This is a genomic window from Geodermatophilus sp. SYSU D00663 (assembly GCF_054050655.1).
The window spans coordinates 36,014-49,690 of record NZ_JBJGZT010000027.1; the positions used below are offsets into that span (position 1 = coordinate 36,014).

13 protein-coding genes are annotated in these 13,677 nt (G+C 75.7%); 8 read left to right on the top strand and 5 right to left on the bottom strand.

The features are described 5' to 3' along the window. The first annotated feature begins 178 nt into the window (after window positions 1-178). The gene (locus tag ACI79Z_RS18690) at window positions 179-1,084 is read left to right on the top strand and encodes a matrixin family metalloprotease (protein WP_387988619.1); all 906 of its coding nucleotides are present in this window, start codon (window positions 179-181) and stop codon (window positions 1,082-1,084) included. Here the strand turns inward: ACI79Z_RS18690 and ACI79Z_RS18695 are convergent. After that, the gene (locus ACI79Z_RS18695; RefSeq protein WP_456903464.1) at window positions 1,081-2,367 is read right to left on the bottom strand and encodes an MFS transporter; all 1,287 of its coding nucleotides are present in this window, start codon (window positions 2,365-2,367) and stop codon (window positions 1,081-1,083) included. The genes ACI79Z_RS18690 and ACI79Z_RS18695 overlap by 4 nt on opposite strands. 72 nt (window positions 2,368-2,439) lie before the next feature. On the opposite strand from ACI79Z_RS18695, the gene ACI79Z_RS18700 reads away from it, so the two are divergent. Next, window positions 2,440-3,090, top strand: coding sequence for a YqgE/AlgH family protein (locus tag ACI79Z_RS18700; RefSeq protein WP_387988617.1), 651 nt, complete (start codon window positions 2,440-2,442; stop codon window positions 3,088-3,090). A gap of 181 nt (window positions 3,091-3,271) precedes the next feature. Here ACI79Z_RS18700 and ACI79Z_RS18705 read toward each other — a convergent pair whose 3' ends face one another. The 3 genes from ACI79Z_RS18705 to ACI79Z_RS18715 form a co-directional block, all read right to left on the bottom strand. After that, entirely contained in the window at window positions 3,272-4,030 is a 759-nt protein-coding gene (locus ACI79Z_RS18705; protein WP_387988616.1) for a hypothetical protein, read from the bottom strand. Between the two features lie 106 nt (window positions 4,031-4,136). Further along, window positions 4,137-5,216 carry an inositol-3-phosphate synthase gene (locus tag ACI79Z_RS18710; RefSeq protein WP_387988615.1) on the bottom strand — a complete coding sequence of 360 codons (1,080 nt, stop codon included), beginning with the start codon at window positions 5,214-5,216 and terminating at the stop codon, window positions 4,137-4,139. A 136-nt stretch (window positions 5,217-5,352) separates the two neighbouring features. Then, complete coding sequence (locus ACI79Z_RS18715) at window positions 5,353-5,949, bottom strand: PadR family transcriptional regulator (RefSeq protein WP_387988614.1); 597 nt, start codon at window positions 5,947-5,949, stop codon at window positions 5,353-5,355. 156 nt (window positions 5,950-6,105) lie between these two features. Here ACI79Z_RS18715 and ACI79Z_RS18720 point away from each other — a divergent pair, with 156 nt between their 5' ends. The 3 genes from ACI79Z_RS18720 (at window position 6,106) to ACI79Z_RS18730 (ending at window position 10,669) form a co-directional block, all read left to right on the top strand. Then, on the top strand, window positions 6,106-6,516 hold the full coding sequence (locus ACI79Z_RS18720) for a DUF5318 family protein (RefSeq protein WP_387988613.1): 411 nt from the start codon (window positions 6,106-6,108) through the stop codon (window positions 6,514-6,516). A 156-nt stretch (window positions 6,517-6,672) separates the two neighbouring features. Further along, window positions 6,673-9,111: a transglycosylase domain-containing protein gene (locus tag ACI79Z_RS18725; RefSeq protein ID WP_456903465.1), complete on the top strand. Its 2,439-nt coding sequence runs from the start codon at window positions 6,673-6,675 to the stop codon at window positions 9,109-9,111. Window positions 9,112-9,265: 154 nt separating this feature from the next. Beyond that, window positions 9,266-10,669, top strand: coding sequence for a glycosyltransferase family 87 protein (locus ACI79Z_RS18730; protein WP_456903466.1), 1,404 nt, complete (start codon window positions 9,266-9,268; stop codon window positions 10,667-10,669). On the opposite strand, the gene ACI79Z_RS18735 is transcribed toward ACI79Z_RS18730, so the two are convergent. Beyond that, the gene (locus ACI79Z_RS18735; protein ID WP_456903467.1) at window positions 10,666-11,481 is read right to left on the bottom strand and encodes a deoxyribonuclease IV; all 816 of its coding nucleotides are present in this window, start codon (window positions 11,479-11,481) and stop codon (window positions 10,666-10,668) included. The genes ACI79Z_RS18730 and ACI79Z_RS18735 overlap by 4 nt on opposite strands. Before the next feature lie 141 nt (window positions 11,482-11,622). On the opposite strand from ACI79Z_RS18735, the gene ACI79Z_RS18740 reads away from it, so the two are divergent. The 3 genes from ACI79Z_RS18740 (at window position 11,623) to ACI79Z_RS18750 (ending at window position 13,621) form a co-directional block, all read left to right on the top strand. Then, window positions 11,623-12,699: a hypothetical protein gene (locus tag ACI79Z_RS18740; protein WP_387988609.1), complete on the top strand. Its 1,077-nt coding sequence runs from the start codon at window positions 11,623-11,625 to the stop codon at window positions 12,697-12,699. Between the two features lie 146 nt (window positions 12,700-12,845). Next, entirely contained in the window at window positions 12,846-13,133 is a 288-nt protein-coding gene (gene rpsF, locus ACI79Z_RS18745; protein ID WP_387988608.1) for a 30S ribosomal protein S6, read from the top strand. Between the two features lie 2 nt (window positions 13,134-13,135). Further along, the gene (locus ACI79Z_RS18750) at window positions 13,136-13,621 is read left to right on the top strand and encodes a single-stranded DNA-binding protein (RefSeq protein WP_387988607.1); all 486 of its coding nucleotides are present in this window, start codon (window positions 13,136-13,138) and stop codon (window positions 13,619-13,621) included. Window positions 13,622-13,677 lie beyond the last annotated feature (56 nt).

The window sequence follows — 13,677 nt, forward strand, 5'->3', positions numbered from 1 at the left end:
GACGGCCGGACCGCGAACGGGGGAACGGGTGCACGGGGGAACGCAGGACGGGCGTGCCGTGCGTGCGCCGTGGCCCTCGCAGTGGCCCTCGCAGTGGCCCTCGCAGTGGCCCTCGGAGCGGCCCCCGGGGTGGCCCTCGGAGCCGCCGCCCGGCCTCCCCGCCTCACCCACCGGACGCGTGCCGCAGTGGGTGCTCGACCAGACGGCCGGCCGCCCCGCCGACCCGCTGCCGTGGCGCGCCTGGGAGGGCGGGCCGCCGCCCCCGCGCCGCCGCTCCCCCGCCGTCCGCGGGGTGCTGGCCGTCGTCCTGGTGCTCGCGCTCGGCCTGGGCGCCGCGGTCCTGGCCGGCCCGCGCCCGTGGCCCTGGGAGTCCTCCTCCGGCTCCGCCGTGGCCGCCAGCCCCGCGGTCCCGGTGGACCGGCCCACACCCGGGCGCGAGGCGGCGGGCTCCCCGCTCGGCACGCCGCCGCCGGCCCCGGTCGGCGGCACCTTCGAGTTCGTCGAGCACCAGGCCGACGGCGTCACTCCGGTCGCCTACGACCCGTGCCGCCCGGTCCACTGGGTCATGCGGCCCGACGGCGCGCCGCCGGGCGCCGCCGGGCTGGTCGAGGAGGCGCTGGCCCGGGTGTCGGCCGCCACCGGCCTGCGGTTCGTCTCCGACGGCACCACCGACGAGGGGTACACCGACGACCGGGCGGTGTACCAGCCCGGCCGCTACGGCGACCGCTGGGCGCCGGTCCTGGTCAGCTGGGCCACCCCGGAGGAGGTGCCCGGCCTCGGGGGCACCGTGGCCGGCCTGGGCGGCAGCCAGGCGGCCGCCGCGGCCGGCGGGCCGTGGGTGTTCGTCACCGGCGCGGTGACCATCGACGCCGGCTGGGCCGGTGGCGCCGCGGGGTCCCCCGAGGGCCGGGCCGCGGTGCGCGCCGTCCTCATGCACGAGTTCGGGCACGTGCTGGGCCTGGACCACGTCGACGACCCGGCCGAGCTCATGGCCCCGCGCAACGACGGCCAGGTGGACTTCGGCCCCGGCGACCTCGCCGGCCTGGCGCAGCTGGGCCGCGGCGCCTGCGAGCCGGACCTCTAGACCCGCGCCGGCTCCGCGCCGCGCCGCAGGAACGCCACGGCGGTCAGCCCGTACACGGCGCCGACGGCGACCAGCACCGGCACCGAGACCCCCGAGGCCGGCAGCACCAGTGCCCCGGCCACGAGCGCGGCGACGTAGGTGACGTTGACCAGGGTGTCGTAGACGGAGAACACCCGCCCGCGGACGTCGTCGGCGAGCACCTCCTGCAGCGTCGTGTCGACGCACACCTTCACGCCCTGGGCGACGAAGCCGAGCACGAACCCGCCGGCCACGATCCCCGGCGGCGCGAGGGTCAGCCCGAGCAGCGGCTGCAGCACCGCGCCTGCCACGAGCAGCGACGCCGTCCACCGGCGGCGGCCCAGCCGGCGCACCGCGGCCGGGGTGACCAGCGCCGCGAGCAGCGTGCCCACCGCCCCGGCGCCCACCACCTGCCCCAGGCCGACCAGCCCGCCCGGGAACAGCGGCCCCGACCCCTCCGCCAGCGGGCCGCGGTACAGCAGCAGCGACACCAGCGTCAGCACGCCGTAGCAGACCCGGTGCCCCGAGACGGCCACCAGCGCCGCCGTCGCCGGCGGGTGCGCGGCCACGTCCCGGACGCCGTCGGCCATGCTGCGCAGCACCTGCCGGGCCGTGAGCCGGGCCGACCGGGTGGCGGTGTCGGGACCCAGGTGCGCCCGGGAGAAGCCCGCCACGGCCGCCGCGGCCGCGAGGTAGGGCAGCGCCGCGGACAGCGTCACGGCCGCGTAGCCGGCGTCCCCGGCCGGGGCCATCTGCAGCAGGCCGACCGCGGCCGCCCCGCCGACGACGGTCGCCACCGCCCCCGAGGTCGTCGACAGCGCGTTGGCCGTCACCAGCGCACCGGCGTCGGCGGTGTGCGGCAGCCCGGCCGACAGCGCCGCCAGCACGAACCGGGTGACGGAGAAGACGGCGAGCCCCGCGACGGCGAGCGGCAGGCCGCCGGCCCCGGTGACCACGAGCGCCGCGACGACGGCGACCAGGCCCGCGCGCAGCACGTCGGCGTGCACGAGCACCTGCCGGCGGCTCCACCGGTCCAGCCAGACGCCGGCGAAGGGGCCCAGCACCGAGTAGGGCAGCAGCAGGACCGCGAACCCGGCGGCGACGGCGAGCGGATCGGTGGCCCGCTGCGGGTTGAACAGCACGCTCCCGGCGAGCGATGCCTGGAAGACGCCGTCGCCGAACTGCGCCAGGAGCCGGGTGGCCAGCAGCCGGCGGAAGTCCTCCCGGCCGAGCAGGAGCCGCACGGTCGCAGCGGCCCGCGTCACCGGCTCACCCTACGGTGCGCGCCCGCCCTCCCCCGGGGCCCGGACTGTTGCACACTGGACGGGATGTCTCCGGTGCCCTCACCCGAACCCGAGTCCGGCCCGCCCACCCGGCGGGTCACGGGCCGACGGCGTCCGCCGGTGCCGCGGCTGTCCACCGGCACCCTCGACGACGTCGTCCCCGGCTCGCTGCTCGTGGCCATGCCCGGGCTGACCGACCCGAACTTCGCCGGCACCGTGGTCTACGTGCTCGACCACAACGACAGCGGCACGCTCGGCGTCGTCCTCGGCCGGCCCAGCCAGGTCGAGATCCGCGACGTGCTGCCCGGCTGGTGCGACCTCGCCGTCGAGCCGGGCGTCTTCCACGTCGGCGGCCCGTGCGAGACCGACACCGCGCTGTGCCTGGCCAGCGCCCCCGGCGCGGCCGGTGAGGTCGAGGGGCTGCGGCGGGTGGCCGGCGACGTCCACCTCGTCGACCTCGACGCCGACCCGGGAACCCTGGAGAGCGGCCTGTCCGGCCTGCGGGTGTTCGCCGGCTACGCGGGCTGGTCGCCCGGCCAGCTGGCCGCCGAGGTCGCCGAGGGTGCCTGGGCGTGCGTGCCCGGCACCCCGGGCGACGTGCTCAGCGAGCTGTCCGGACCGCAGCTGTGGCGCGCGGTCCTCGCCCGGCAGACCGGCCGCCTGGCGGTCCTGTCCACGGCACCGGCCGACCCCTCCGCGAACTGACACGCCGCGGGAGCGCGGTCCGGGGCGCGCGCCCCGGCGAGGTCTGGTAGGAATGACCTCGGAGGGGGCGGTCTGGGGAAGAGGCCGCCCCCTCTTCCGTGCCCGGCCCCGGTGAGGTGCCGGAGCGGCCTCCCCGCAGGGTCCCGCCGCGAGCCCGCGAGTGGGGCGGCGAGGTCCTCCGTCAGATCCCGACCGCCGCCGCGACCTCCGGGTGCGATGTCGCGTCCACCGTCTGCCCGTCCTCCGGCAGGGCGATCGTCCGCGGCCCGTGGTCCGACAGCGTCACCGTGACCTCGGTGTCCTGCCCGGGCAGCGGGGTCACGTACTGCAGCAGCAGGCCGGTGCCGTCGTCCACGGTGACCGTCCAGCCGGCGTCGGCCGCGTACACCGTGGCCAGCCGGCGGTCGACCGAGCGCTGACCCTCCCAGGTGTGCTCGCCGCCGCGGAAGGCGGCGGCGTCGTCGGCCTCGGGGGCGCCCAGGTTGAGCACCACGGTCACGAGGACGTCGGTCAGCGGCACCGCGTCGGGCCCGGTCGCCAGCGGGCGGCTGACGAACGGGACGTCGGGCAGGCCCGCGGCGGCGAGGGCGTCCGCCAGCCCGGGGACGTCGCCGAACCAGATGCGGTCCCGGGTGAAGAACAGCGTGCGGGTGTCGTCGGGGCGCCCGTCGCCGTAGGTGGTCACCGCCTGCGCCCGGCCGGCGGAGCCGGTGAGGTCGACCTCGCCGGTGAGGCGCAGCAGGCCGCCGTCGCCGAAGGGCGCGGCGACCTCGACGTCGGCGCCACCCTCCTCCGCGTCCCGCGCCAGCAGGCCGGCGAGCACCTCGGCCTCCTCGGCGGTCACCGGGTCGCCGGGCTGCCGGTCGGCGGGGTCGTCCGAGCACCCGGCCAGCAGGACCGCCAGCAGGACCAGCGCGATCGCGAGCAGGCGGCGCGGCATGGCGGTCAGCGTAGGCAGCCCGGCGGCACCGGGCCCCCGACAGGCCGCAGGCCCGCCCCCCGGGTCGGGGGACGGGCCTGCCGGCTTGCGGGACGCGGTCAGCGCGTCAGCGCTCCACCTCGCCGCGGATGAAGGCCTCGACGGCGTCGCGGGCCTCGCTGTCGCTGTACTGCACCGGCGGGGACTTCATGAAGTACGACGACGCCGACAGGATCGGGCCGCCGATCCCGCGGTCCTTGGCGATCTTCGCCGCGCGGACGGCGTCGATGATGATGCCGGCCGAGTTCGGGGAGTCCCAGACCTCGAGCTTGTACTCCAGGTTCAGCGGGACGTCACCGAACGCGCGGCCCTCCAGGCGGACGTAGGCCCACTTGCGGTCCGACAGCCACGGCACGTGGTCCGACGGGCCGATGTGCACGTTGTCGGTGCCCATGTCGCGGTCGACCTGGCTGGTGACGGCCTGGGTCTTGGAGATCTTCTTGGACTCCAGGCGCTCGCGCTCGAGCATGTTCTTGAAGTCCATGTTGCCGCCGACGTTCAGCTGCATCGTGCGGTCGAGCTGCACGCCGCGGTCCTCGAACAGCTTGGCGAGCACCCGGTGGGTGATGGTCGCGCCGACCTGGCTCTTGATGTCGTCGCCGACGATCGGGACGCCGGCGGCGGTGAACTTGTCCGCCCACTCCTTCGTCCCGGCGATGAACACCGGCAGGGCGTTGACGAACGCGACGCCGGCGTCGAGGGCGGCCTGCGCGTAGAACTCCGCGGCCTGCTGCGAGCCGACCGGCAGGTAGCAGACGAGGACGTCGGCGCCGGACTCCCGCAGCGCCGCGACGACGTCGACCGGCTGCTCGTCGGACTCCTCGATGGTGGCCCGGTAGTACTTGCCCAGGCCGTCGAGGGTGGTGCCGCGCTGCACGGTGACGCCCAGCGGCGGGACGTCGGTGATCTTGATGGTGTTGTTCTCGCTGGCGACGATGGCCTCGGAGAGGTCACGGCCGACCTTCTTGGCGTCCACGTCGAACGCCGCGACGAACTGCACGTCCGAGACGTGGTACTCGCCGAAGCGGACGTGCATGAGGCCCGGGACCGAGGTGGTCTCGTCGGCGTCGCGGTAGTAGTGCACCCCCTGAACCAGCGAGGCGGCGCAGTTGCCGACGCCCACGATGGCGACCTTGACAGCTCCCATGGGTTTCCTCTCTCCCTGGACCGGGTGGTCCGTGTCGCGGGACCGTTCCGGTCCTGGCGGTGGCTGCCGGTCGAGCTGGACAGCCGTGGTGCCTGTTGTGCGGTGTCGCTGGGGTGGGTCCCGCCCGGGGGCGGCCTCACCCCTCGCCGGGCGGCGGGCGCTCACCGCCGGGCCCCGGCTCGGGCCGGCGCCGCTCGCTGTCGATGAGCTCCGACAGCCAGCGCACCTCCCGGTCGACCGAGTCCAGGCCGTGGCGTTGCAGTTCCAGCGTGTAGCGGTCGAGCCGTTCGCGGGTCCGCGCCAGTGAGGACCGCAGGCCGTCACGCTGCCGTTCGACCGTGCGGCGGCGCCCCTCGAGGATGCGCAGCCGCACGTCGGCGGCGGTGTGCCGGAAGAAGGCGAGGTGGACGCCGAAGAGCCTGCCGTCGTCGTACGCCTCGGGACCGGCCTGGCTGACCAGCTCCGCGAAGCGCTCCTTGCCCTCCGCGGTGATCGTGTAGACCACCTTCCCGCGCCGGCCGGTGAGCGGCGGTGCGTCGGCCGGGAGCGGCGCGCGCCGGTCGGACTCGTCGGTGGTGACGAACCCGGCCGCGTGCAACCGCTTCAGCGCGGGATACAGCGAGCCGTAGGAGATGCTGCGCAGGCCCCCCAGCACCTCCGCGAGCCGTTTCCGCAGCTCGTAGCCGTGCATCGGGGACTGCTGCAGCAGTCCGAGGATGGCGAACTCGAGCATCTCGCCCCCCGTCGGCCCCTGCCGTTCGATGTATCGAGACGATACATCGGGAGGTGATCCGGTCGGCAACCCGAGGCCCCTCCTCCACTCGCGGAGGGCGCGCACACGGGGTGACGACGGGCCCGGGCGCCGGCGGACCTGCGTACATTGACGGCCGTGCCCGGACGTCGCTCCGTCGTCGACTACTCGCTGCAGAGGCGGGCCGTCCTGGCGGACGTGCACGCCGGCCGCACCGGGCTGTTCGAGGTCTGCGACGCCAGCCCCTACCTCACCCGCGCCGCGAGGTACCACGGCGAGCAGACCGACGACCCGTGCCCGGTCTGCCGCCGCGAGCGCCTGACGTTGGTCAACTACGTCTACGGTGAGGGGCTGGGCCACGTGTCCGGGCAGGCGAAGACCGAGGCGGAACTCGCCCGGATGGACGCCATGCAGGAGGAGTTCTCCGTGTACACCGTCGAGGTGTGCCGCGGGTGCGGGTGGAACCACCTGGACTGCTCCTACGTGCTCGGGAACGAGCCCGAGCCGGGGCGGCAGCCGCGCCGGCGCCGCCGCGCTGCCACGGACTAGGACCGCCGGGCGCACGGTTGCACACCGGCGGACCCGTCCGTCACACCCGTCCCGGGAGGACGGTGCGCCTGCGCGTCCTCCCCGGTCACCACAGCCAACGACGCCACGCTGGGCCGGACCCGATCCGCCCACCGACACCCGAGGAGGGGCTGCCTGGTGCCTCCCCACGACGAGACCACGCCGGTCGGGCCGTCCGGCGGCCCGCCGCGGCGCCCGCCGGCCGCCCGGGCGACCGGTGGCTCCGGATCCGCCGGCCGCGGCCGCCCGACGGCCACGCGGTCGGGGGGCTCCGGCGGCTCGCGTCCCGGCGGCTCCCGGCCCACCGGTGCACGTCCCGCGGGCGGCAAGCCCGGCGGCGGCAAGAAGGCGCGCACGAAGAAGCAGCGGCGCCGCCGCCGGCTGAAGGTCGCCCTCGGCACCCTGCTCGGCCTGCTGGTGCTGCTCGGTGTCTTCGTCGGCGTCGTCTACGCGACCACCGAGGTGCCCGACCCGAGCTCGGTGCAGCGGTCGCAGACGACGGTCGTGTACTACGCCGACGGCACCACCGAGATGGCCCGCCTCGGCGACACCAACCGGCGGGACGTCACGCTCGACCAGGTCTCGGAGGCCGCGCGCAACGCGGTGCTCGCCGCGGAGAACCGGAATTTCTACTCCGACCCGGGCATCTCCTTCACCGGCATCGTCCGGGCGGCGTGGAACAACCTCACCGGCGGCTCGACGCAGGGCGGCTCCACCATCACGCAGCAGTACGTGAAGAACGCCATCCTGCAGAACTCCGACCAGACGTTCAGCCGCAAGTTCCAGGAGCTGTTCCTGGCGATCAAGCTGGACAACAACCACTCGAAGGACGAGATCCTCGAGAACTACCTCAACACCATCTACTTCGGCCGCGGCGCCTACGGCATCGAGGCGGCGGCCAACACCTTCTTCGGCGTACCGGCCGCCCAGCTGACCCCGCAGCAGGGCGCCGTGCTCGCCGTCCAGATCCGCAGCCCCAGCTCCTACGACCCCGAGTCCAACCCGGAGGGCGCGCAGGACCGCTGGGGGCTGGTCCTCGACGCGATGGTCGAGGAGGGCTGGATGACGCAGGCCGACCGCGACGCGTCGGTCTACCCGCCGGTGCTGCCCAAGCCGCAGTCCTCGTCCCTGGGGACCCCGACCGGCCCCGAGGGCCTGGTCGTGTCGCAGGCGATCTCCGAGCTCGAGGCGCGCGGCTACACCGAGGAGCAGATCCAGGCCGGCGGCCTGCGGATCACCACGACCGTCGACAAGGCCACCCAGGACGCGGCGCTGGCCGCGGTGAACGAGGTCATGGACGGCGAGCCGCGGGAGACGCTGCGCCAGGCGCTGGTCGCCGTCGACCCGCGGACCGGTGGGGTGCGCGCCTACTACGGCGGTGACATCGGCGCCGGTGAGGGCGCGGTCGACTACGCGCAGGCCCGCCGCCAGCCCGGCTCGTCGATGAAGCCCTACGTGCTGGCCACCGCGCTCGACCAGGGGATCAGCGTCACCTCGCGCCGGGACGGCAGCTCGCCGCAGACCTTCCCCGACCGCGACGCCCCGGTGCGCAACTCCGGCGGCGCCTCCTGCCCGGCCTGCACCCTGGTCGAGGCGATGACCCGCTCGCTGAACACGACGTTCTACGGGCTGGCCTACGAGGTGGGCCCGGAGAACGTCCGCGAGACGGCGCTGGCCGCGACCGGCATGCCCGAGACCTGGCCGGCCACCGGCTCGCTGCTCGACGACAAGACGACGCTGGCCGCCCCCGAGTCCGGGGTCACCGGCTCCTCGATCGGCATCGGCGAGTACGAGATGCGCCCGATCGACCAGGCCGTCGGCTTCGCCACCTTCGCCAGCGGCGGCGTGCGGCACGACGCGTTCTTCGTCAGCCGGGTCACCGACAGCGAGGGCACCGTCCTGCTGGAGAACGGCGCCCCGGCCGGTGAGCGGGTCATGAGCGAGGACGTCGCGAACGACACCACCTTCGCGCTCGAGGGCGTCGCCCAGTACTCGCGCCGGGCGCTCGACGACGGCCGCGAGGTGGCGTCCAAGACCGGCACGCAGGGCATCGACGCCGACGACAACTCCGACGCCTGGATGGTCGGCTACACCCCGTCGCTGTCGACGGCGGTGTGGATGGGCACCGACGGCTACCAGCCGATCCGCAACTCCGACGGCGCGATCATCTACGGCTCCGGCCTGCCGGGCGCCATCTGGCAGGAGTTCATGGACACCGTGCTCGCCGGCACCCCGGAGGAGGACCTGCCCGACCGGCCGGTCATCCGCGGGGACACGGGCGAGGGCGTCCCGGCGCCGGAGACCCAGGCGGCTCCGACGACGCAGTCCGCGCCGACGACGCAGTCCGCGCCGACGACGGAGCCGACGCCCACCACCCCGGCCACGCCGACCGAGACCGCGCCGCCGGACGACGGGACGACCGAGGAGGAGCCGAACGACCCGTCGGTGCCCACGGTGCCGACCCCGCCGCCGTCGCCCGTCACCCCTCCCCCGGCGGGCGGCCAGCCGACCGGGCCGCCGACGCAACCCGGTCAGCCGGCACCCACGACCGCGCAGCAGCCCCAGCTGACCGGCTGACCCCACCCGGCAGACTGACTGGGTGAGCTCCTCCCCCACGGGCCCGTCCGCCCCGGCCGACCAGCCGGCGGACGGGCCCGCGGCGTCTCCGGCGTCCGCGGCCCCGGCACCGGCGGCCCCGCCACCGGCGCCCGCGGGGCGGCCCGACCGGGTGGTGCCGACGTGGTCGGACCCGGTCGCCGCGCAGGCCAGCGAGGCGGTGGGCGGGCCGTGGGGGCGGCACGCGGTGACCGGCCGGGCGCTGTTCTGGACGCCGCTGCGGATCTGCCTGCTCTACGCCACCGTGGTCCTGGCGGCCGCGTGGCTCAAGCAGGCGCCCTGCGCCGACGGCAACTGGGCCGGGTCGGTGCAGTACACCCACTTCTGCTACTCCGACACCGTCCCGCTGTTCACGCTGCACGGCCTGGACGCCGCCGCGGTCCCCTACCTCGACTCGGCCGTCGAGTACCCGGTGCTCACCGGCGCCTTCACGGCCCTGGCCGCGCTGCTCGGGCGGGCCTACGGCGACCTCGCGACGGCGGCCGGTCTCCTGCCGCAGGTCCCGCCCGTGCAGGCCTACTACGTGGCGACCTGCCTGCTGCTGACCCTGTGCGCGTTCCTCCTCGTCCGGGAGGTGCTGGCGCTGGCCGGGCACCGGCCGTGGGACGCCGCGATGGTCGGGCTGTCCCCGCTGCTGCTCGTGCACGCCTTCACGAACTGGGACCTGTTCGCCGTCGCGCTGGCCACCGGCGGGCTGTGGGCGTGGGCGCGCAGCCGGCCGGTGCTCGCCGGCGTGCTGCTCGGCCTCGGTGTCGCCGCGAAGTTCTACCCGCTGCTGCTGCTCGGGGCGCTGTTCCTGCTGTGCCTTCGGGCCGGGCGCGTGCGCGAGTGGCTGCGCGCCGCCGTCGCCGCCGGGGCCGCGTGGCTCGCCGTCGACCTGCCGGTGGCGCTGCTCGCGCCGGAGAACTGGTCGCTGTTCTTCCGGCTCAACACCGCCCGCCCGGCCGACCCGGACAGCATCTGGAACATCCTGATCACCGCCTCCGACGGGCGGTTCCTCGACGGCCCGCTGCCCGAGGGGACGCCGCCGGTGCTGCTCAACACCGTCGTCGCGGTCTGCGTGCTGCTGGTCTGCGCCGGCCTGGGCTGGCTGGTGCTGCGCGCCCCGGTGCGGCCGCGCGTGGCCCAGGTCGCCTTCCTGCTGGTCGCGGCGTTCCTGCTGGTCACCAAGGTGTGGAGCCCGCAGTACTCGCTGTGGCTGCTGCCGCTGGCGGTGCTGGCCCGGCCGCGCTGGCGCTCGCTGCTGCTCTGGCAGGCCGCCGAGGCGGTGCTCTGGGTGGTGCGGATGCTCTGGTACCTCGGCACCGAGGACCGCGGCGTCGGCGTCGAGTGGTTCTTCCTCGCGGTGACCGTGCGGGACCTCGCCGTCGTGGTGCTCATGGGCCTGGTCGTCCGCGACGTGCTGCACCCCGACGGCGACGTCGTCCGCACCAGCTGGCCCGGCGTCGACGACCCGGCCGGCGGCCCGCTGGACGGCGCCCCCGACCGGCTCACCCTGCGCCGGCGGGTGCCCGCCTAGCCGCGCAGCGCCGCGCGGACGAGCGCGACCTCCTCGGCGTGCGCGGCGGCGTCCCCGGGCGTCTCCAGGACGACGGGGCAGTCGGCGGCGCGTGCGACCTCGAGCAGCAGCTCCAGCGGGATCTCCCCCTCGGTCAGCGGCGCGTGCCGGTCGCGGCCCGAGCCGTGCGGGTCGCGGCTGTTGTTGAGGTGCACGAGGTCGACCCGGCCGGTGGTCGAACGGACGTCGGCGACGGCGGTGGCGAGGTCCCAGCCGGCGGCCCAGGCGTGGCAGGTGTCGAGCACGAAGCCCGCGCCGAACTCCCCGACGGCGTCCCACAGCCGGGCCACCGCGCCGAGCTCGCGGGCCATCGCGTTGTCGCCGCCGGCGGTGTTCTCGATGAGCAGCGGCAGCGGGAAGCCGCCGTCCTCGGCCTGCCGCGCGAACGTCTTGCGCCAGTTGTCGACCCCGGCGGCCGGGTCGTCCTTGGCGAGCACGTGGCCCCCGTGCACGACCATCCCGCGGGCGCCGATCGCCGCCGCCGCCCGCGCGTGCACCGCGAGGGTCTTGCGGCTCGGGATGCGGATCCGGTTGTTGGTCGAGGCCACGTTGAGCACGTACGGCGCGTGCACGAAGACGGCGACGTCGGAGGCCAGCAGGTCCTCGGCGTCCGGGCGCGGCGGCGGCGCCTTCCAGCCCTGCGGGTCGCCGAGGAAGACCTGCACGCCGTCGGCGTCCATCTCCGCGGCCCGGGCCAGCGGCCCGCCCGCGTCCAGCTCGTTGTCCTCGGTCAGGCCGGGGCCGACGTGTACGCCGATCGGGTGCTCCGCCACCCCGGCGACAGTAGTTCCGCCCCGGACGGGGACCCACCCGTATCGCGCAGGTCACGTCCTCGTTGGGACACGTGGCGGCGGACACGCGCGGGTGGTGGCGTGCGCCGTGACACGGGGACGCGGGCGGAGGGGACGCAGGGGATGACGACGGGGACGGCGGCCACCGGCACGACGCGGCGGGCCGCGCGGCGGTTCCTGGCCGCGCTCGCGCTCGTGGTGGCCGCCGTCCTGGGCGGCGCGGTCCTGCTGCCGCCCGCCGCGGGCGCCGCCCCGTCGGCCACCGTCGACATCCGCGACCTCACCCCGCCGCTGGTGTCGGTCGACCCGGGCGGGACGGTCACCTTCACCAACCGGATCGAGCCGAAGACGGTGCAGGTCGGCGGCGGCGGGCTGCTGCCTTCGCTGGTCACCGTGCAGGTGTTCACCGACGTCACGCTGGGCCTGCCGTCGGGCCCGGAGCCGCTGCCGGAGGACGCCGGCGTCACCGAGCGCTTCGACACCACCTGCCTGACCTGCACGATCACCTACACGTACCGGGTCGTCGTCCCGAACACCTCGATCGTCGGGAGCGCGCTGAACACCGTGACCACCCGGGCGCTGAGCACGCTGCCGCAGACCCAGCCGGTCACCTACGACGGCCGGCAGACGACGGTGCAGATCGGCGTCCCGACGCCGTTCCTCGTCACCACGCTGCTGCCGCTGCCGGACCTGCCCTCGGTCGGCCTGCCGCGGCTGCCGACCGTGGACGTCCCGCTGCCCTCCCTCCCGTCGCTCCCGGCGCCGGCCCCCACCGGCCCCACCGCGCCGCAGGCCCCGGCCGCCGCCCCGGAGGCCCCCGCGGCCGCCCGGGGGGTCGACGGCGACGCCTACTCCTACGACCTCGGCGGCGGCGCGGCGCGGATGGCGCCCTCCGGCGGCGGGTCCGCGGCCTTCGACCCGTCGCGGCTGGCCGGCTCCCCGTCGGGCACCGCGTCCGGCAGCGGCGGCACCGACGGCTCCGGCGGGGTCGCCGGCGGCCGCGACGGTGCCGCGGTGCCGGTCTCCGGCGGGCTCGGCGGGCTCGACGGCGGCGCGCTCGACGAGGAGAGCAGCACGGTGAGCGCCGACGGCGCCCCGTCCGGCCCGGCCCTGCCGCCCGCCGCGCCGGTCGCCGTCGTCGCGCTGGCCGGCAGCACGGCCGCGCTGGTCCGCACCTCCCGGGCGGTCCGCTCCCGCTGACCCCGGCGGGGGCCGGCGGCCGCGCTGGTACCCTCGGGGGGCGCGTCCCGTGTGCCGTCCGAGGCAGGCAGGGCGCGCGACGCGTGTACGACCCTCCTGCTGCAGACGTCCTGCAGCCGCCCAGACCAGAGGAGGTGGGGTTCTCCGTGCGTCACTACGAACTGATGGTCATCCTCGACCCCGACCTGGAGGAGCGCACGATCGCTCCCTCCCTCGACCGGTTCCTGACCGTCGTCACCAACTCCGGTGGCACCGTCAAGACCGAGATCTGGGGCCGGCGCCGCCTGGCCTACGAGATCAAGAAGCACGTCGAGGGCATCTACGCCGTCGTCGACATCCAGGCCGAGCCCGCCGCGGTCGCCGAGCTCGACCGTCAGCTCAACCTGAACGAGTCGGTCCTGCGGACCAAGCTGCTCCGGCCCGAGGTCCACTGACCATGGCCGGCGAGACCGTCATCACCGTCATCGGCAACCTGACCTCCGACCCGGAGCTGCGGTTCACGCCGTCGGGGGCCGCGGTCGCCAACTTCACGGTCGCCTCGACGCCGCGCACCTTCGACCGGCAGTCGCAGGAGTGGAAGGACGGCGAGGCGCTGTTCCTCCGCTGCAACGTCTGGCGGCAGGCGGCCGAGAACGTGGCCGAGTCCCTCACCCGCGGTTCGCGGGTCATCGTCTCGGGGCGCCTCAAGCAGCGCTCGTTCGAGACGAAGGAGGGCGAGAAGCGCACCGTCGTCGAGCTCGAGGTCGACGAGATCGGCCCCTCACTGCGCTACGCCACCGCGAAGGTCACCCGGGCCTCCCGCGGTGAGGGTGGCGGCGGCGGTGGCGGTTTCGGCGGCGGTGGCGGTGGCGGCGGTTTCGGCGGCGGCGCGAGCGACCCGTGGTCGACGCCCGCCGGCCCGTCCGACGAGCCGCCCTTCTGAGAAAGGACCCCCTCGCTCCCCACGCCTCGCTCCGCTCGGCGCGGGCCCCTGCGAGG